Here is a 17,970-nt window from a genome sequence, read left to right as displayed (position 1 = left end):
TCCGCAACGGATGCCAGCACAACGAAAAACCAAAAGTTTGCTACGTTTAGTGAAGACGCTTATCAGGGATCACACGATGAAAAAGTATCGGCTCAGCGATGAAACCCGCCTCTGGCAATGGAAAAGCGGCGAAACAACCCACACGACAACCTTACGGCAGATCATCGCCACGGCAGATTTTAACGATGTCACGGCCGGTACGAAAGGTGGCTGGATTGATGACGCGCGCGCCCTGTCACAGAATGGGGATTGCTGGATCTATGACGAGAACAGCGTGGTGTTCGCCGGTGCTACCGTGTCGGATCACGCGCGCCTGACCCTGCCCTGTACCGTCAGCCATGACGCCCGCATCAGCGGTCACTGCTGGCTGGACAGCGCCGAAGTCAGTCACGGCGCGCGGATAAGTGACAACGTCACAATTCAGCACTCCTGCGTGCGGGGCGAGTGCCACATCTTCGGCGACGCGCGCATCCTGCATAACAGCGTCATCATCGCCGCCAAAGGACTGACGCCGGACCACGACCAGATCCTGCAAATCTATGACAAAGCGACGGTAAGCCGGTCGCGCGTTGTGCATCAGGCACAGATCTACGGCGAAGCGATGGTGAACAATGCGTTTATTGAACACCGCGCTGAGGTATTCGACAGTGCGATCCTCGAAGGGAACGATCTCAATAACGTCTGGGTGTGCGACTGCGCAAAGGTATACGGTAACGCCCGTCTGATTGCCGGTTTCGACGACGACGCCATCCCCACCGTGCGCTACAGTTCGCAGGTGGCGGAAAATGCAGTCGTGGAAGGCAACTGCGTCATTAAGCACCACGTTCTGATCGGCGGTCAGGCATGGCTGCGCGGGGGGCCGATCATGCTTGACGATAAAGTGGTGATTCAGGGACGCGCCCGGATCAGCGGCGATGTGTTGATCGAGCATCGGGTTGAAATCACCGACGATGCAGTCATTGAAGCCTTTTCGGGTGAGAGCATTCACCTGCGTGGCGAAAAGGTGATTAACGGCGACCAGCGCATCACCCGCACACCGCTGCTGGGGGCGCTATAGGGTAAAAATCTTCCCGTAGATGTTCACATCTTCAAAGCGGCCATTCAGGTATTCCGCTTCCCGCAGGCACCCTTCCAGCGTAAAACCGTTGCGCCGGGCAACGTTGTTGCTGCTCTGATTCGCCACCCGGCACTTAATCACAAAACGGCGGATCTCGCCGCGCTCAGCGTAATAGCGCATAAACGCCTGCAATGACTGAGAGAGGATCCCCTTCCCCTGATGCGCCTCGTCCAGCCAGTAACCGATATAACCCGCTTTGTTGGCAGGCTCTATCGAATTAAACGACAGCACGCCGACCAGCGCATCATCCCGCCAGATCAAAAACATTTTGGCGTAGCCGCGCTGGTGCAGCATCTGGTTACTTAGCACATTGCGGCGGGTATCCTCTTCCGCGCCCACGTGCTGCGCCCAGTCAAAGGCGGTTTGCAGCCAGGTTTTGTTTTTGACGACGAGGAGATGGAGATCGGCGGTATAGCGCTCTTCGACGGCGCGAAGCTCGATATTCTGGGTAACTGGGATAATTTCTGCAGACATGGTGCCCCTCAATTGCCGGGTGGCGGCTGCGCCTTACCCGGCCTACTCTGGACGCATTTGTAAGCCGGGTAAGCGTTAGCGCCACCCGGCACAATCCCACAAGGATTAACGCATTATCCGGTCATCAACGTAGTGACGTTTATCCGGCGCTGGCGGGAAATACTGATACAGCCAGGTTTCACTGATGGCATCCCCCTGACAGCGCAGGAACAGGCGCATATCTACCGGCTCGGTCGAATCCGAGGTTGGGTACCAGTCAAACAGAATGCGATAACCGTCAAACGGTTCTACGTACAGGATCTCAACCTGCTTCGCCTCACCGCTGGAGAGAGTAATCACCGGCTCGATGCCTTTTGGCGCAGCGGCCTTCAGGTCGCCACCGACAAAGTCGATAGCAAAGCGGCGCGCCCACACTTTCGGGTAATTTTCACCTGGCGCCCAGCCTTCCGGGAAACCGCCCATGCCGGTGCTGGTGGCGAAAACATTAGCCAGCGGGGAACGCACCGGCGGCATTGCGCTCCAGTACAGGCGATATTTAAAGTCCAGCTCGTCGCCCGCTTTCACCGTTTTCTCCGGCTGCCAGAAGCAGACCACGTTATCCAGCGTTTCACCGGTGGTCGGGATCTCCATCAGACCAACCGAGCCTTTACCCCAGTCGTTGCGCGGTTCTACCCACAGGCTTGGACGCTTGTTATACCAGCCCATCACGTCCTGATAGTGCGAGAAATCACGATCCAGCTGCAGCAGACCAAACCCTTTTGGGTTTTTGTCCATATAGGCGTTGAACTGCAGCTTCTGCGGGTTGTTCAGCGGACGGCAGATCCACTCTCCGTTGCCGCGCCACATCGCCAGACGGTCTGAGTCATGGATTTGCGGGTGAATGGTGTCGCACATGCGTCGTTCGTTATTGCCGCAGCTGAACATACTGGTCATCGGCGCGATGCCGAGCTGTTTAATGTCTTTACGCGCATAGAGGTGGTTTTCCACCTCCATGATCACCTGGCTCTTCTCGCAGTGGATCACGAACTTATAGGCACCGGTAATGCTCGGGCTGTCCAGCAGCGTATAGACGGTAAACGTGGTGTCACCTGGCTTAACGGTTTCAAACCAGAAGGAGGTGAAGTCCGGGAACTCTTCCGGCGTGTCAGTAAAGGTGTCTACTGCCAGACCGCGCGCGGAAAGGCCGTACTGGTAGGTATCGTCAACCGCACGGAAATAGCTTGCGCCGAGGAAAGAGACGATATCGCGACGCGCCAGTTCCGGCGCCTTAAAGGCGCGGAAGCCTGCAAAGCCAAGATCGCTTTGCCCTTCCAGCTGTTTGGTATCCACACCGGTTTCACCGTAGCTGAACAACTCCGGTCGGAAGTGGATTTCACGCGCCATAGAGGTCGACTGGTCCAGCGAGAACATCCGCACGCGGCGGCGGAACCCCATTCCCATATGGAAGAACTGCACGTCCAGCTGACGCCCTTCAATGTTGTTCCACAGAGACTGCTTCTCATCGTAGCGGATGGCGTTGTACGCCTGCGGCGTCATGGTGGCCAGCGTGTCCGGCAGCGGACGTGGCGCACCACCCCACGGGGTTTTCGCCAGGTCATGCGCCATGGATTGCAGTACGGAGAAGTCAAAACGACGGCTCTGACCGTCAGCGATGTCAGAGTCAGCAGCGTATGCCGCTTTGGAAAACAGGGAAGCAAGGCCAGAGGTGCCGCTCAGGGCTGCCACTGCCAGCGAGCCTTTTAGAAAACGTCTGCGATTCATGCCTGGAAAAACGTCCTTATGGTCGTGTGAATGTGTTTCGCGCTCGGCGAAATGACGGCAAGAAAGAACGCACAGCCTAAACAAAAATGGTTAAGAATCCAATTGTTGGCCGGTGATTATATGAACAAAGTGAGAAATATTTTCTGTCGACCAGAACGGCCCGAAAGTGGTGTAAAGAAAGCCTGGAAAATGTGTAGAAAAATGCCCCGACGCGACATCGATCGCCGGGGCAAATGAGGCGGTTATTTTACGCTGACATCGATACCCGGAAAGTACTTATCAGCGAGTTTAGCGATCGTGCCGTCGGCACGCACTTTATCAATCGCGGCATCAAGCTGCTTTTTGGTGGCCTCGTCACCTTTACGCAACCCAAAACCGATCCCACTCCCGAGGATAGTGTCGTCAGACACCGGTTTGCCGATGAAGCCAAACCCTTTCCCCTGCGGCTTGCTGAGGAAACCTGCCTGCCCGGCCGCGGACATCACCAGCGAGGCGTCGATACGGCCATTAAGCAGGTCGCCCCAGGCCATATTCTGATCTTTATAAGACACCACGGTGACACCCTGCTTTTCCCAGTGCTCTTTCGCATAGGTTTCCTGAATTGAGCCCTGCAGCACGCCAATGGTTTTCCCCTTCAGCCCTTCTGGGGTCGCTTCTACCGCCGTACCAGCCTTGCCGACCAGCTGCGACGGAATGCGGTAAATCGGCTGGGTAAAATCAATGCTCTTGCGGCGCTGCTCGGTGATATTCATCGCCGAATTAATGGCGTCGAATTTCTTCGCCACCAGGCCCGGGATCAGCGCGTCAAACGAGGTTTCCACCCAGCTGCACTTCAGCGCTGCCGCTTTGCAAATGGCATTCCCCAGCTCAACGTCAAACCCTTCCAGTTCGCCTGAGGCATTACGGCTTTCAAACGGCGGATATTCCGCTTCCAGACCATAACGCAGCTCGGTCGCCGCGAAGGACGAAAAGGTACACAGCAATCCCATGCCGACGACTAACGCGCGTAATTTCATCTTATACTCCTCAGCGTGATTTAACCCGACACAGGGCCTGGGCACCTGCCCGTAACGTCGCCTCATCTTTCGCAAAAGAGAGACGAATCAATTTATTATCCGTACCGTCCGCATAAAACGCCGACAGCGGAATAGTGGCAACGCCGTACTCCACGATCAGCCGTTTCACCAGCTCGCTGTCGCGCTCATCGCTGAACGCGCTGTAATCCGCCAGCATGAAGAACGACCCGGCGCTCGGTAGCAGGGTAAACGGCGAATCGGCCAGCAGACCGTGCAGCAGATCGCGCTTACGCTGGTAAAACGCCGACAGCGAGAGCCAGGTTTGCGGATCGACCATATGCTCCGCAAAGGCGTGCTGCATTGGCGTATCGGCAGAGAACATTAAAAATTGATGGACTTTACAAATCTCATCCATCAGTACCGCCGGGGCGACACAATACCCTACGCGCCAGCCGGTGACGTGATAGGTTTTTCCGAAAGATGAAATAATCACGCTGCGCTCCGCCAGCTGCGGGTGCGTGGCCATTCCATGATGCGGTTCACCGTCAAAAACCACGTGTTCGTACACTTCGTCAGACAAAATAATGATGTCGGTCTGGCGCGTCAGCGCCGCCAGCTGTTGCAGGTCATTGGCACAGAAGACCTGACCGCTCGGGTTGTGCGGCGTGTTAATGATGATCATGCGCGTGCGCGGGGTGATCGCGGCACGCACCTCATCCCAGTTGACGGCAAAATCCGGCACCGTGAGTTTGATAGCAATCGGGGTTGCCCCCTGCAGACGGACAATCGGCGCGTAGCTGTCAAAGGACGGTTCAAAGTAGATCACCTCATCACCGGGGTGCACGAGACCGCTTATCGCTGAATAGAGCCCTTCGCTGGCGCTGGCGGTCACCAGCACCTCGCTGGCAGGGTCATACTGCGTGCCGTAGAGCGTGGCAATTTTATCGGCAATGCGTTCTTTCAGCGGCTGCAGGCCGGTCATCGCCGCGTACTGGTTATGCCCTGACGCCATCGCTCGGGTGACGCCTGCAATCAGTTTCGGGTCACAGGAAAAATTCGGTGCGCCCTGAGAAAGGTTAATGGCGTTATGCTGTGCCGAAAGCTGGCCGATAACGGTAAAAATGGTGGTCCCCACATCTGGCAGTTTGGAGCGCGTTTGTACCGGCGTTCGTAAAGTCATCCTCTTTCCCTTCTCATGGACATTGCATAACTATTCAAACAACAAGTGCGTTGCCGGGACAATCGAATTGTTGTCATAATAGCCATGAGAAAAATGCATAGCTGAGGTGTTTCAATGTCTCGCCGTTCGCTCCCCCTTAACGCCATTGACGCATTTTTAGTCACCGCGCGTCATCTGAATCTTACCCATGCCGCCGCAGAGCTGTGTCTGACCCAGGGGGCCGTGAGCCGTAAGATCGCCTCCCTTGAGGCGTGGTTTGGCTTTCCGCTGTTTGAGCGCCACGCCCGCGGGCTGCGCCTCTCACCGCAGGGCAGCGCCCTGCTTCCGGAGCTGCAATCCACTTTCGAACAGCTGCTGACCGTGGCCGACCAGGCCCGTAGCCAGCATACCGTGATCCGGCTTAAGGCCCCTACCTGCGCCATGCGCTGGCTGGTACCGCGCCTGCTGGAGGTGGAGCACGCGCATCCGGATCTGCAGATCGCGCTGACGACCACCACCGATCATAACGTCAATTTCAAAACCGAATCTTACGACGCGGCCATTGTGTTTGGCACGCATATGAGCGCAGGCGATCTGCTGTTCGAAGAGGCGCTCACGCCGGTCATCAGCCCGGTGCGGGCAGGTACAACGCTGGGTTCACTGACGTTCCTTCACCCGACGCGGGATAAGACCGACTGGTCACTGTGGCTGGCGAAGCAGGAAGGTCCCGGGTTTGTTATGCACAAAAATCAACACTTCGATACGATGGATCTCGCCATTACCGCCGCCATTCAGGGGCTGGGCGTCGCCATTGCCGACGAAACGCTGGTGGCAGAAGATGTGGGTGCCGGAAGGCTGATGCGGCCCTATGAGACAAGCGTAAAAACCGGCGCGAGCTACCGGCTGGTGCTGCGCGAAACGCCTGACGAAGAAAATGGTCTGGCGGCGTTTCGCGCCTGTTTACTTAATCGAGGCTGACGTGGTGCTTCATCACCCGTTTAAAGAGGCTCATGCGCGCGCGCATAAAGCGGTTTTCAAGCCTGAAACCTGCATGTTTATTCACACCGATACGTAGCAGCACGTCCCGTCCTTTGCGGCACGCGGGCCAGTGCGTCGGCCCAGACAGGCTATCATGCGTTCCGGCATCGCGCGCAAAGCTTACCCAGTAATCGGCTACCCTGGCAGCAAACTGTAAATCCCGTTCGTTGACATACTGACGTGAAGGCTCCACCTGGCCGAGGGTATCGAACACGTAGGGCACTTCATTGCCATGCCACGCGCCGTTGATATAGGTGGCATGCTCCGCTTCAGCGACATAGTCAAACCAGTAACGCCAGCAAAGCCCGCCGACACGCTGCTGCGCCTGCATCACGACATAGCCCATGGTGGTAAACGCCATATCGCGACACACCTGTCTGCCCAGCTCTTCGTCGCCTTTCACACCCGGATAAAGCAGCTTGATGAGCCCCAGCCCAAAACGGCGCTCCCGGCGAAGTTTCTGGATTTGCCCGGCGAGATCGATGCCAAACACCGCCATGACGCTGGCTTCATCGCTGTTAGAACCTATCATCACCGGCACAGGGTGCTGGCGGGCAGCGAAAAAAACATCCAGCATGGCCTCCGGCAGGACGCAATCCCCGACGATCGGCGCCGGGGCGATGTTGAGTGGCGCGGTCAGCGGCCAGAATGACTCAGGCGGGATCGCGCGCAGCTGCTCTGCCGTCGCGTTTTCCAGCCCAAAATGGGCGGCCAGTGCTTCCCCTTTTTGCAGCGCCTGCTGGCGCGGCGTGTCGGGCAAGGTATATCCACTCTGGACTATCGCCTTGTGGAACAGCCCTTCCGCCAGCGGCGAGGCCAGCAACGACAGTACGCTGCGGGCGCCAGCGGACTCACCAAACAGGGTCACGTTATGCGGATCGCCCCCAAACGCGGTGATATTCTCCCGCACCCATTCAAGCGCGGCAATCTGATCAAGCAGAGCAAAATTATGCACTACCCGCTCTTCTTCCCCCTCCAGCGCGGGATGGGCGAAAAAGCCGAGATGGCCGAGACGGTAGTTAATCGTGACCACAACCACGCCGCGCGCGGCCAGCGATTTGCCGTGATACGGTGGCAGGCCACCGGCACCAATCGTAAACCCGCCCCCGTGCAGCCAGACCATCACCGGAAGCGATCCCGGGCGGTCGACGGGGGACCAGACATTCAGATAGAGACAGTCTTCAGAGAACTGGCCGGGATCGCCCCCGCCCAGCTCCTGACAATATTCACTGCTTTGCCAGCTTGAGGCCGAAAAGGCAGTGGCATCGCGAACGCCATCCCAGCGTTCTGGTGGGCGCGGTGAGCGCCAGCGCCAGTCACCCACTGGCGGTGCAGCATAGGGAATACCGCACCAGCGGTGGACATTTTCATCGGTTAAACCAGTCAGTGCGCCCTGGCGCGTTTCAACCACAGGGGCGGAAGGATTTTGCATAACGACCTTATTTTTTCCATCACACCCCTGCAGAGTAACGGTTTCAGAGCAAACCGCAACGCTGTTTGCTGCGCGTTTCAGCCTCCTCATAGAGGGAGAATTCGTCATACACCGGGCAGCCGAGCGCGGCTTCAAACGCGTCGCGGCTGGCATTACCGTGACTGCGCGCCTGAGTTTCATTCCCGAGATTGGACTGGAAAATCCCGGCGGCGCTGACCGGAAGAAAATCTTCGTAGGTAATCGGCTGGGCAACGACCCACCCGCGCTCAATCAGCGGCTGCGGATCGTCGCCGGGACGGAACGCATGACGATGGGCTTCCCCGGCGGGCGTCAGACGGTAGCGGAAATAAGCCAGTTCCTGGCGGCGCATTAACAGCTCGCTGTCCGGGAAGGCGCTGAAAATCTCACGCAAATGAAGCTGGTGCGTCAGGTTATCTTTGCCGGTACCGGCCTTAGCCAGCAGGCTATCGTACAGTTCACGGCCTTTCGGCGTCAGCGCCACGCCGCGCTGTTCTATTTCACCGAAGCGGGCGGTGTGGGTGCCCTTATGTTCACCGGCAAACAGCACCGGCTCTTCGAGCGCCTTGAAGCTGGTTTGACGCAATAACACGGGCACGTCACGACGCGGCGGCCCTTCGATCAGAATTTTGGGCTCAATACCATACTTCGGCATCAGCTCCTGCACCCGGTCAATATCCAGCGTGCGCGGCGTGAGGTGGTTAATATGGCACCCCGGGAAGCAGACCACATCCGCAATCAGGCGATGTTCGTTATGCAGTGCCAGATAAGTTTCCTGATCGACCGTCGCATGGCGGTGCCAGCGGAAGGTTTCCAGCGCTTCCTGCACAAACTCACGCGCCTGGACGTCAGTAAACTGCCCTTCTGATTCCCAGAGATCGAGAAGTGCCAGACAGCGCGGGGTAAAAATGTTCCGCTGAGCAAGGATCTCCGCCGCGCGCTCGCGTAGCGGGACGTTTTCTATCAGCTCAAGGCGCAGCAGTGAGGTAAAGATACGAAACGGATTCCGGCACAGCGCCGCATCATCTACCGGACGAAACGCCGTTGAGTGAACCGGCACCCCCGCCTGCGAGAGATCGTAATAGCTGACCGGATACATGCCCATAATGGCAAACATACGACGCAGGGTGGAAAGCTCTTGCGCCGTGCCGACGCGGATCGCGCCGTGGCGCTCCACGTTCAGACGGGCAAGTTCATCGGCGTTCGCCAGTTGTTCATGTAATAGCGGGTTATTTTCCAGAACCGCCAGGTTTACGTCCGCGACCAGTTCGAGCAACGTGCCGTACTGCGGAACTTCCTGCTGGTACATCGCCGACATAGCCTGCGAAAAATGTTCCCGAATATCATCAGCCGTGATGGTGTTCGCCATGATGTCATGCCTCCAGTGAATATTACCTGGAGTGTAGAGAAACCCGTTCCTTCCGGGGGGAAGAATTTCTGATTTGTGATCTTAAGACGACAGTGGTCAAACCGTGTGCTACCGGAGCTTGAGCAGACCTTATCAGGACGGTTCTGCCGCCTCGTTATTTTTCTCTGGAATTTCCCTATAATTATTTTTGGTGCTGTTTTATAGCTATAAAGGAGTACGTTTTTCAGGTCTTACCGTCTGTAAAATAATCGGATTGAGCATACCGTGGTTTTTACCCTCAGCTTTCAAATTTTTAGTGCAAACTTAGGACTAATCCCACCCTTCGCTTACAAGTCCTTCCCACCTCTTCATATTTTCAAGGTAAGCGAAGCGTAAAGCCTTCATTATTTCAAAATAACGATACCGCAAATAGCAAAGCGCATTTGACGAATGGCGCTCAGCGACTAGAGTTATTACTCGAACGACGAGTGATACGAAATATATTCGTATCGTACTGACATAACCAATATATGAACATGAGGTTTAATATGGCAGAGCATCGTGGTGGTTCAGGTAATTTCGCGCAAGACCGTGAAAAAGCATCAGAAGCTGGTCGTAAAGGTGGCCAGCACAGCGGTGGTAATTTTAAAAACGATCCGCAACGCGCATCTGAAGCGGGTAAGAAAGGGGGACAGAACAGTCACGGCGGAGGCCGTAAATCTGATAACTCCTGATCTTATTTAGTACTCTTTTAATAAAACCAGAGAGCATGCTGCGGGCTGAAAAGCTCGCAGTACCCTTCTTTATTTTACCGGAGCGTAATAATTATGAATATGAAAAGTGTAGAGGATGTATTTATTCATCTTCTGTCGGATACCTACAGCGCAGAAAAGCAGCTTACCCGAGCGTTAAGCAAACTTGCCCGCGCCGCCTCCAGCGAGAAGCTGAGCGCCGCCTTTACCGCACACCTTGAAGAGACGCAAGGTCAGATCGAACGTATCGACCAGATCGTAGAACAGGAAGACGGCATCAAGCTCAAGCGCATGAAATGCGTCGCAATGGAAGGCTTAATTGAAGAAGCTAATGAAGTCATCGAAAGCACGGAAAAAAATGAAGTGCGTGATGCCGCGTTAATTGCCGCTGCGCAAAAAGTGGAGCATTACGAAATAGCCAGCTACGGTACCCTTGCCACCCTGGCAGAGCAGCTTGGCTATAAAAAAGCCGTTAAGCTTCTTGCAGAAACACTGGAAGAAGAAAAAGAGACCGACCTTAAACTCACCGATCTGGCCGTAGGAAATATTAACCAAAAAGCGCAAAAATGACGCTATAACACAGGTTAAATAAAATGAGCATCAGTCCCAGGACAATTAAACGGTGCCATTTAACGGCAGCTATAATATGGTTCATTCTCGCTATCCCTTCCGTAATATGGTGGAAGAGCAGCGTACTATGGGTCATTATCATCAGCATCTACGCTAATATTGTCGGCCATTTGTCTGGTTACAGTGCCGCGCGTGCCGATCAGGCTGCTGAAAGTGAGACCAAATAAGCGAACCCTAATGAGGATACAATGATGAATCACGTAGAACACTACCATGACTGGCTACGCGATGCCCATGCGATGGAAAAGCAAGCCGAATCTATGCTGGAATCCATGGCCAGCCGTATTGATAATTATCCTGATGTTCGCGCCAGAATTGAGCAGCATATTAATGAGACAAAACGGCAAATTACCTTGCTGGAAGAAATCCTCGACCGGAATGATATTTCTCGTTCAGTTTTAAAAGACTCGATGAGCAAAATGGCGGCGCTGGGGCAGTCCATCGGCGGCATGTTCCCGTCTGATGAGATCGTTAAGGGGTCGATCAGCGGCTATGTTTTCGAACAGTTTGAAATCGCCTGCTATACCTCCCTGCTCGCGGCGGCGAAAAAAGCGGGCGATACCGCCTCGATACCCGCTATTGAAACGATCCTCGCCGAAGAGCGCGAAATGGCCGACTGGTTGATTCGTCATATTCCGCAGACCACGGAACAGTTCCTGCTGCGTTCAGACGCATCGGGCGTCGAAGCAAAAAAATAATCAGGGAGAATCGCCATGTTCCGACACGTTAAACAGCTGCAATACACGGTTCGCGTTGCTGAACCGAACCCAGGCCTCGCCAATCTTTTACTGGAACAGTTCGGTGGGCCGCAGGGCGAACTGGCTGCCGCCTGCCGGTACTTTACGCAAGGATTGAGCGATGACGATCCGGGCCGTAAAGATATGCTGATGGATATCGCGACCGAGGAGTTAAGCCACCTCGAAATCATCGGTACCCTGGTGGGCATGCTGAATAAAGGCGCGAAAGGCGCGCTGGCGGAAGGGGTGGAAAACGAGGCCGAGCTGTATCGGTCCATGACCGAAAACGGCAATGACAGCCATATTACCTCCCTGCTCTACGGTGGTGGCACCCCGCTCACTAACTCTGCGGGCGTGCCCTGGACGGCGGCCTACGTGGACACCATCGGCGAGCCAACGGCGGACCTGCGCTCAAACGTGGCAGCAGAGGCAAGAGCGAAAATCATCTATGAACGTCTGATCAACGTGACCGACGATCCCGGCGTAAAGGATGCCCTGGCGTTTCTGATGACGCGCGAGGCGGCGCATCAGCTCTCCTTTGAGAAGGCGCTGCAGTCTATCCGTAATAATTTCCCGCCGGGAAAATTGCCGCCAATCGAGGAATTCACCAACAAGTACTACAATATGTCTGAAGGTGGAGAGGTTCGCGGAAGCTGGAACAGCGATAAACATTTCGATTACGTTGAGTCCCCCCAGCCTGCGGTTGACGGCGGCGATGGCAGCGCAAGCGTCACGCTCACAACCGAACAGGCAACCCTGGTCAAGGCGATGTCTGCCCGTACGAAGTCCGATCCACATTCCGACCCGCTGACCGGTGCCGAGCTGGGTGCCGGTAAGACTAAACCGTAATCGGTTTTGCCGGGCAGCCATAAACTGCCCGGCAATTCTCGTGCCCCATCGTTTCAGAGGTACGGACCATGTTCGAACTCGACGCGTTCCATCTGGCCAGAATTCAGTTCGCTTTTACCGTCTCGTTCCATATCCTTTTTCCCGCGATCACCATCGGACTCGCCAGCTATCTGGTCGTGCTGGAGGGGATGTGGCTGCGCACCAAAAACGACGTCTGGCGATCGCTGTATCACTTCTGGCTAAAGATATTTGCCGTTAACTTCGGTATGGGGGTCGTTTCCGGATTGGTCATGGCGTACCAGTTTGGCACCAACTGGAGCGGATTCTCACAGTTCGCGGGCAGTATCACCGGTCCACTCCTCACCTATGAAGTCTTAACCGCTTTCTTCCTGGAAGCCGGTTTCCTGGGTGTAATGATGTTCGGCTGGAATAAGGTTGGCCCGGGCCTGCACTTCTTTTCCACCTGCATGGTCGCGCTCGGCACCTTAATGTCGACCTTCTGGATCCTCGCCTCCAACAGCTGGATGCATACGCCGCAGGGGTTCACCATCGAGAACGGACAGGTCATTCCGCAAGACTGGCTGGCAATCGTCTTTAACCCCTCCTTCCCTTATCGCCTGATTCATATGGCTATTGCCGCGTTTCTGAGCAGCGCGCTGTTTGTCGGCGCGTCGGGTGCCTGGCACCTGCTGCGCGGTAACGATACGCCCGCCATCCGAACCATGTTCTCGATGGCCATGTGGATGGCACTGCTGGTCGCCCCCATCCAGGCGGTGGTGGGCGATATGCACGGCCTGAACACGCTTGAGCATCAGCCCGCCAAAATCGCCGCCATTGAGGGACACTGGGAAAATCCGCCCGGCGAGGCCACCCCACTGCTGCTGTTTGGCCTGCCGGATATGGAGGAGGAACGCACCAAATACGGCCTCGAGATCCCCGCGCTCGGCAGCCTGATCCTGACGCATAGCCTGGATAAACAGGTTCCGGCCCTGAAAGATTTCCCGAAAGAAGATCGCCCAAACTCGACCATCGTTTTCTGGTCGTTCCGCATCATGGTCGGGATGGGGCTGCTGATGATTACCCTCGGTCTGCTCAGCCTCTGGCTACGCTACCGTCACCGGCTTTTCCACTCGCGTCCGTTCCACTGGTTTGCGCTCTGCATGGGGCCAGCGGGTCTGCTGGCGTTGCTCGCCGGCTGGGTGACCACCGAAGTGGGCCGTCAACCGTGGGTGGTCTACGGTTATCTGCGCACGATTGATGCGGTCTCCCTGCACAGTACTCTGCAAATGAGCATCAGCTTGCTGGCCTTCTTCGTTGTCTACTCGTCGGTGTTCGGCGTGGGGTATGTTTACCTCATCAGGTTGATTAAGAAAGGTCCGCAGCCCGTCGATACGCTGACGTCAAACACGTCGGGCACTCCCGCCCGTCCGCTGTCTGCCGCGGAGTCCGTTTCAGAACAGGAGAGAATCTGATGGGCGTTGATATCGCTGTTATCTGGTTTGCCATCATCGTCTTTGCCACGCTGATGTACATCATTATGGATGGCTTTGATTTGGGCATCGGTCTGCTGTTCAACTTCGTGGGCGATGCCAGGGAACGCGATGTGATGGTTAATAGCGTGGCCCCGGTGTGGGACGGTAACGAAACCTGGCTGGTACTCGGCGGCGCGGGATTGTTCGGCGCGTTTCCGCTGGCCTACGCGGTGATTATTGATGCGTTGACCATCCCCCTCACCGCCATGCTCATCGGCCTCATCTTTCGCGGCGTCGCCTTTGAGTTCCGTTTTAAAGCGACGCCCTCACACCGCAAATTCTGGGACTACTCCTTCGCAGGCGGGTCCTTGCTCGCCACCTTCAGCCAGGGGATCGTCGTAGGGGCAGTGATCAATGGCTTTGACGTGGAAGGCCGGCGCTTTGTCGGCTCTGCGCTTGACTGGCTGACGCCCTTCAATCTTTTCTGTGGCATCGGGCTGGTCGTTGCCTATACGCTGCTGGGGACCACCTGGCTCATAATGAAAAGTGAAGGCGCACTGCAAAACCGCATGCGCGAGCTGACGCGCCACGTGCTGCTGGCACTGGTGGTGGTTATTGCGGTGGTCAGCGTCTGGACGCCGCTTGGCTGGCAGTACGTGGCCGACCGCTGGTTTACCTTGCCCAACTTCTTCTGGTTCCTGCCGGTTCCCCTGCTGGTAGGGCTGTTTACGGTGCTGATCTGGCGGCTGACCCGCAACCCGGCCAGCCACTCGCGTCCGTTCCTGCTCACGCTGGGGCTGATCTTCCTCGGTTTTAGCGGCCTGGGTATCAGCCTGTGGCCAAACATTATTCCGCCCCATATCACCCTGTGGGAAGCCGCGGCACCGCCCGCCAGCCAGCTATTTATGCTGGTCGGCACCCTGCTGATCATTCCGGTGATTCTGGTGTACACCGCCTGGAGCTACTACGTCTTCCGGGGCAAAGTGTCGGATACTGAAGGCTATCACTGAGGAACGCTATGACAGACTGGCATACACGGGCCATTATTTATCAAATTGATACCGCACTGTTTTATGATATGAACGGCGATGGTTGTGGAGACATCGCCGGAATTGCGGCCAAGCTGCGTTATATCCGCCGCATGGGCGCGACGGTTATCTGGATCACCCCATTTTACCTCACCCCCTTTCTGGACGAAGGCTACGACGTTAGCGACCATCTGCAGGTGGATCCGCGCTTCGGTAAACTGGCCGATATCATCGCCTTTATCGAACAGGCCCGGGAGCTGGGCATGCAGGTCATAATTGAGCTGCTGATCCAGCATACCTCAGACGCGCATCCGTGGTTCCAGCAGGCCCGCCGAAACCCGGCATCCCCCTATCGTGATTACTACCTCTGGTCGGACAACGACGATGACGACACGCCCCCAATGTTTCCCGGCGTGGAAAAGAGCGTCTGGAGCTGGGACGACGAGGCGGGACAGTACTACCGGCATATGTTTTACCGCCATGAGCCGGATCTGAACCTGACCTCGCCTGCGGTACTTAAAGAGATTGAGAACATCATTCTGTTCTGGCTTAAGCTGGGTGTGTCGGGCTTTCGCCTGGACGCCGCCACCCACCTCACCAGACAGGCAGGAAACGGTGACGAAAAAAAGGGGCTGTGGATCCTGGAGCATATGCGCCGTCTTATTGAGCAACGTAATCCAGACGCGATCCTGCTGGGTGAAGTCGACGTCGACGTCAAGACGTATAAAGACTACTTCGGCAATAACGAACGCCTGAATCTGGTGCTCAATTTCTGGCTCAATAAGTATTTTTACGTCAGCCTGGCGAGGAAAAGCGCCCGTCCGCTGCGTAATGCGGTGAAAAAGATGATCGTCCCGCCCGACTCATGCTGTTTTGCCAACTGGCTGCGCAATCATGACGAGCTGGATCTGGAGGGCATTAGTCAGAAAGATAAGCAGTTTGTCCTTGATACCTTCGCCCCTGACGAAGAGATGAACGTCTATCAGCGCGGGATCCGCCGCCGCCTGGCGCCGATGCTGAATGGCGATCACAAGCGGCTGGCGTTCTGTCACGCCGTGCTCTTTTCCCTGCCGGGTGTCCCGGTGATGCGCTACGGGGATGAGATCGGCATGGGCGACGACCTGGAACTGGAAGAGCGTTACGCCGTTCGTACGCCCATGCAGTGGGCCGGATCGACGGGGGGCGGTTTTTCCGCGGCCAATCCGGAAAAATTTATTGCCCCCATCATCGATCGCGGCCCGTATCGCTATCAGAAAATCAACGTCGCTGATTCGCTGCTTCACCGCAACTCGCTTCTGCACCGAATCATGGATATTGCCAATACCCGCTCAGAGTTCCCCGAAATTGCCGTTGCGCCCTTTCGTCTCATTACCCTCGATCACGACGCGGTGCTGGGGCTGTATTACGAGACCGATGAACGCAGCATCCTGACCTTCGTCAACTTCAGCGACCATCCGGTGAAGTTCGCCGCAAAAGGGATCCGCAATGCCACCTGGACCGCCTGTCTCGCGGACAAACGCTACGACGACGCGCTGGTGTGCGGCAAAACCGTCGAGCTCACTCTTGGCGGCTACGGTTACCGCTGGTTCTGGACCCACCGTAGCGCGCTGCGCTGATTATCTTCTCCCTCGAATTATCAGGCGGGTCAGCATAATCCCCGCCACCGCGAGGGCGCCCAGCGCCACCTTGCCAGGCATACCGGAGGTGACGGACGGGGCTCGGTTCTTCGCCTCGTCTGTAAAACGGCCATGAATTTTGTGCAGATCATTAACCGGCTGGTCAAGATAGTCCCGGCGATCCGGTGCGTTCAGATCGTCGGTCATCTGACCTTCCCAGGCTTTTTTAACCATTAGCCGGTCAAGTAAACCCGGGAAAAGAAATTGCCCGACGATCGACTGAATCGTGCTGCTTCCCACCCACAGTTCCCGTACCGGTTTTTGTGCAACCTTAAAGATGGCGCGGGCGGCGACTTCGGGCTCAAAAACCGGTGGCACCGGGCGCATCGCCCAGGCGAACTTATTCCTCGCCCATTCGAACTGCGGCGTGTTAAGCCCCGGCATCTGAACCATCGAAAGCTGAACCCGGCTGTTTTCATGCATCAGTTCGGTACGCACCGCATCGGTGAAGCCGCGGATCGCCGCTTTGGCGCCACAGTAAGCGGACTGTAAAGGAATGGAACGGTAGGCCAGCGCGGATCCCACCTGGATAATCACGCCTCTGTCGCGGGGCACCATCAGCTCCAGCGCGGCGCGAGTGCCGTTGACAAAGCCGAGGTAGGTCACGTCAGTCACACGACGAAACTCATCCGGCGTAAGGGTGCGAAACGGTGCCAGCACGGCGCCCATGGCATTGTTAACCCACACGTCAATCGCCCCAAGGCGATACTCAATCTCGTTAGCGGCATCCACCACCGCCTTACTGTCGGCGACGTCCGCCTGCACCGCGTGGGCATTGACCCCAAAGCGCTTTAATTCCTCCTGAGTGGAGTGCAGGCTGGCTTCATCGCGGGCGATAAGTCCCACATCGTAGCCCGCCTTTGCAAAGTGCAGTGCCGTGGCTTTTCCCACGCCCGCCGTCCCGCCAGTAATCACTATGACAGCCATACAACCTCCACGTGAATTTACCCGATATTGTCGTCCGACAAGGTTGTTACCAGTTCAGCCAGCGCAAAATGCACCGCTTTTTCCACCACGTCCTGACAGTCACCGGAGAAAAGAACGGTGCGGGTTTTCGTCTCGCCGCAAATATTCCAGCCAAAGCAGACCGTCCCTGCCGCCGTCCCATCGTCGCCCCCTTCAGGGCCTGCGTATCCGCTGATGGCAATGCTGATATCCGCCTGGGCCATATCGCGGATACTGGCGGCCATCTCGCCCACCGTCGGTTCGCTGACGGCGGTATAGCGCGCCAGCGTTTCAGAACGCACGCCGAGGATCCGCGCTTTTGCTTCATCGCTGAACACCACCAGCCCGACATCATAAAAATCGGCGGTGTTCTCTTCTGCGCACAACGCGACCGAGAGCTTTCCCCCCGTACAGGATTCCGCCGTGGTTAAGCGCAGCCCGGCATCGGTTAATTTACTCGCCAGCTTTTTCGTTAATTCACTTACGGTATAATGATCGTCGTGAAAAAGATTGCTCAT

General features: G+C 56.3%; 18 protein-coding genes. 10 read left to right on the top strand and 8 right to left on the bottom strand.

Going from position 1 to position 17,970, the window contains the following annotated elements; all coding sequences use genetic code 11:
• Nucleotides 1-76: 76 nt before the first annotated feature.
• Complete coding sequence (gene ydcK / locus L3068_RS11585) at nucleotides 77-1,057, top strand: YdcK family protein (protein ID WP_047027945.1); 981 nt, start codon at nucleotides 77-79, stop codon at nucleotides 1,055-1,057.
• Here the strand turns inward: ydcK and rimL are convergent.
• From rimL to L3068_RS11565, 4 genes are all read right to left on the bottom strand, one after another.
• Nucleotides 1,052-1,591 carry a 50S ribosomal protein L7/L12-serine acetyltransferase gene (rimL, locus tag L3068_RS11580; RefSeq protein ID WP_117581663.1) on the bottom strand — a complete coding sequence of 180 codons (540 nt, stop codon included), beginning with the start codon at nucleotides 1,589-1,591 and terminating at the stop codon, nucleotides 1,052-1,054. The genes ydcK and rimL overlap by 6 nt on opposite strands.
• Before the next feature lie 105 nt (nucleotides 1,592-1,696).
• Nucleotides 1,697-3,352, bottom strand: a complete 1,656-nt coding sequence (locus L3068_RS11575; protein ID WP_117581661.1) for a glucan biosynthesis protein D — start codon at nucleotides 3,350-3,352, stop codon at nucleotides 1,697-1,699.
• A gap of 242 nt (nucleotides 3,353-3,594) precedes the next feature.
• Nucleotides 3,595-4,368, bottom strand: a complete 774-nt coding sequence (locus L3068_RS11570) for a transporter substrate-binding domain-containing protein (RefSeq protein WP_023330389.1) — start codon at nucleotides 4,366-4,368, stop codon at nucleotides 3,595-3,597.
• A 10-nt stretch (nucleotides 4,369-4,378) separates the two neighbouring features.
• On the bottom strand, nucleotides 4,379-5,548 hold the full coding sequence (locus L3068_RS11565; RefSeq protein ID WP_014883796.1) for a pyridoxal phosphate-dependent aminotransferase: 1,170 nt from the start codon (nucleotides 5,546-5,548) through the stop codon (nucleotides 4,379-4,381).
• 114 nt (nucleotides 5,549-5,662) lie between these two features.
• On the opposite strand from L3068_RS11565, the gene L3068_RS11560 reads away from it, so the two are divergent.
• A complete protein-coding gene (locus L3068_RS11560; protein WP_014883795.1) occupies nucleotides 5,663-6,505 on the top strand; it encodes a LysR family transcriptional regulator in 843 nt (280 codons plus the stop codon).
• Here the strand turns inward: L3068_RS11560 and L3068_RS11555 are convergent.
• Together L3068_RS11555 and hglS are read right to left on the bottom strand one after the other, a co-directional pair.
• Nucleotides 6,492-7,997 (bottom strand): carboxylesterase/lipase family protein, encoded by a 1,506-nt coding sequence (locus L3068_RS11555; RefSeq protein ID WP_047344220.1) that lies wholly within the window; start codon nucleotides 7,995-7,997, stop codon nucleotides 6,492-6,494. The two genes, L3068_RS11560 and L3068_RS11555, sit on opposite strands and share 14 nt — an antisense overlap.
• A 43-nt stretch (nucleotides 7,998-8,040) precedes the next feature.
• On the bottom strand, nucleotides 8,041-9,384 hold the full coding sequence (hglS, locus tag L3068_RS11550; protein ID WP_014883793.1) for a 2-oxoadipate dioxygenase/decarboxylase HglS: 1,344 nt from the start codon (nucleotides 9,382-9,384) through the stop codon (nucleotides 8,041-8,043).
• Between the two features lie 527 nt (nucleotides 9,385-9,911).
• On the opposite strand from hglS, the gene L3068_RS11545 reads away from it, so the two are divergent.
• From L3068_RS11545 to L3068_RS11510, 8 genes are all read left to right on the top strand, one after another.
• On the top strand, nucleotides 9,912-10,097 hold the full coding sequence (locus L3068_RS11545) for a con-10 family general stress protein (RefSeq protein WP_014883792.1): 186 nt from the start codon (nucleotides 9,912-9,914) through the stop codon (nucleotides 10,095-10,097).
• A gap of 93 nt (nucleotides 10,098-10,190) precedes the next feature.
• On the top strand, nucleotides 10,191-10,685 hold the full coding sequence (locus L3068_RS11540; RefSeq protein ID WP_008502272.1) for a YciE/YciF ferroxidase family protein: 495 nt from the start codon (nucleotides 10,191-10,193) through the stop codon (nucleotides 10,683-10,685).
• Between the two features lie 23 nt (nucleotides 10,686-10,708).
• Complete coding sequence (locus L3068_RS11535; RefSeq protein ID WP_023335667.1) at nucleotides 10,709-10,912, top strand: hypothetical protein; 204 nt, start codon at nucleotides 10,709-10,711, stop codon at nucleotides 10,910-10,912.
• Between the two features lie 24 nt (nucleotides 10,913-10,936).
• Complete coding sequence (locus tag L3068_RS11530; protein WP_014883791.1) at nucleotides 10,937-11,443, top strand: ferritin-like domain-containing protein; 507 nt, start codon at nucleotides 10,937-10,939, stop codon at nucleotides 11,441-11,443.
• Nucleotides 11,444-11,458: 15 nt separating this feature from the next.
• Nucleotides 11,459-12,331, top strand: coding sequence for a manganese catalase family protein (locus L3068_RS11525; protein WP_008502274.1), 873 nt, complete (start codon nucleotides 11,459-11,461; stop codon nucleotides 12,329-12,331).
• Between the two features lie 68 nt (nucleotides 12,332-12,399).
• Entirely contained in the window at nucleotides 12,400-13,803 is a 1,404-nt protein-coding gene (locus tag L3068_RS11520) for a cytochrome ubiquinol oxidase subunit I (RefSeq protein WP_014883789.1), read from the top strand.
• On the top strand, nucleotides 13,803-14,813 hold the full coding sequence (gene cydB, locus L3068_RS11515) for a cytochrome d ubiquinol oxidase subunit II (protein ID WP_014883788.1): 1,011 nt from the start codon (nucleotides 13,803-13,805) through the stop codon (nucleotides 14,811-14,813). The genes L3068_RS11520 and cydB overlap by 1 nt, the downstream gene beginning before the upstream one ends.
• Nucleotides 14,814-14,821: 8 nt before the next feature.
• Nucleotides 14,822-16,447 carry an alpha-amylase family protein gene (locus L3068_RS11510; RefSeq protein WP_117581659.1) on the top strand — a complete coding sequence of 542 codons (1,626 nt, stop codon included), beginning with the start codon at nucleotides 14,822-14,824 and terminating at the stop codon, nucleotides 16,445-16,447.
• Here the strand turns inward: L3068_RS11510 and L3068_RS11505 are convergent, their stop codons facing one another.
• Both L3068_RS11505 and L3068_RS11500 read right to left on the bottom strand, forming a co-directional pair.
• Complete coding sequence (locus L3068_RS11505; protein ID WP_059372957.1) at nucleotides 16,448-17,434, bottom strand: SDR family oxidoreductase; 987 nt, start codon at nucleotides 17,432-17,434, stop codon at nucleotides 16,448-16,450.
• A 17-nt stretch (nucleotides 17,435-17,451) separates the two neighbouring features.
• Nucleotides 17,452-17,970, bottom strand: a complete 519-nt coding sequence (locus tag L3068_RS11500) for a 2-oxo-tetronate isomerase (RefSeq protein ID WP_014883786.1) — start codon at nucleotides 17,968-17,970, stop codon at nucleotides 17,452-17,454.

The organism is Enterobacter cloacae complex sp. ECL414 (assembly GCF_021869685.1).
Lineage (GTDB): Bacteria > Pseudomonadota > Gammaproteobacteria > Enterobacterales > Enterobacteriaceae > Enterobacter > Enterobacter kobei.
This window is presented reverse-complemented; position numbering and strand designations above follow the sequence as displayed.

Coding starts and splice junctions, on each gene's coding strand:
- ydcK (WP_047027945.1), top strand. CDS start 77: ATGAAAAAGTATCGGCTCAGCGATGAAACCCGCCTCTGGCAATGGAAA.
- rimL (WP_117581663.1), bottom strand. CDS start 1,591: ATGTCTGCAGAAATTATCCCAGTTACCCAGAATATCGAGCTTCGCGCC.
- L3068_RS11575 (WP_117581661.1), bottom strand. CDS start 3,352: ATGAATCGCAGACGTTTTCTAAAAGGCTCGCTGGCAGTGGCAGCCCTG.
- L3068_RS11570 (WP_023330389.1), bottom strand. CDS start 4,368: ATGAAATTACGCGCGTTAGTCGTCGGCATGGGATTGCTGTGTACCTTT.
- L3068_RS11565 (WP_014883796.1), bottom strand. CDS start 5,548: ATGACTTTACGAACGCCGGTACAAACGCGCTCCAAACTGCCAGATGTG.
- L3068_RS11560 (WP_014883795.1), top strand. CDS start 5,663: ATGTCTCGCCGTTCGCTCCCCCTTAACGCCATTGACGCATTTTTAGTC.
- L3068_RS11555 (WP_047344220.1), bottom strand. CDS start 7,997: ATGCAAAATCCTTCCGCCCCTGTGGTTGAAACGCGCCAGGGCGCACTG.
- hglS (WP_014883793.1), bottom strand. CDS start 9,384: ATGGCGAACACCATCACGGCTGATGATATTCGGGAACATTTTTCGCAG.
- L3068_RS11545 (WP_014883792.1), top strand. CDS start 9,912: ATGGCAGAGCATCGTGGTGGTTCAGGTAATTTCGCGCAAGACCGTGAA.
- L3068_RS11540 (WP_008502272.1), top strand. CDS start 10,191: ATGAATATGAAAAGTGTAGAGGATGTATTTATTCATCTTCTGTCGGAT.
- L3068_RS11535 (WP_023335667.1), top strand. CDS start 10,709: ATGAGCATCAGTCCCAGGACAATTAAACGGTGCCATTTAACGGCAGCT.
- L3068_RS11530 (WP_014883791.1), top strand. CDS start 10,937: ATGAATCACGTAGAACACTACCATGACTGGCTACGCGATGCCCATGCG.
- L3068_RS11525 (WP_008502274.1), top strand. CDS start 11,459: ATGTTCCGACACGTTAAACAGCTGCAATACACGGTTCGCGTTGCTGAA.
- L3068_RS11520 (WP_014883789.1), top strand. CDS start 12,400: ATGTTCGAACTCGACGCGTTCCATCTGGCCAGAATTCAGTTCGCTTTT.
- cydB (WP_014883788.1), top strand. CDS start 13,803: ATGGGCGTTGATATCGCTGTTATCTGGTTTGCCATCATCGTCTTTGCC.
- L3068_RS11510 (WP_117581659.1), top strand. CDS start 14,822: ATGACAGACTGGCATACACGGGCCATTATTTATCAAATTGATACCGCA.
- L3068_RS11505 (WP_059372957.1), bottom strand. CDS start 17,434: ATGGCTGTCATAGTGATTACTGGCGGGACGGCGGGCGTGGGAAAAGCC.
- L3068_RS11500 (WP_014883786.1), bottom strand. CDS start 17,970: ATGAGCAATCTTTTTCACGACGATCATTATACCGTAAGTGAATTAACG.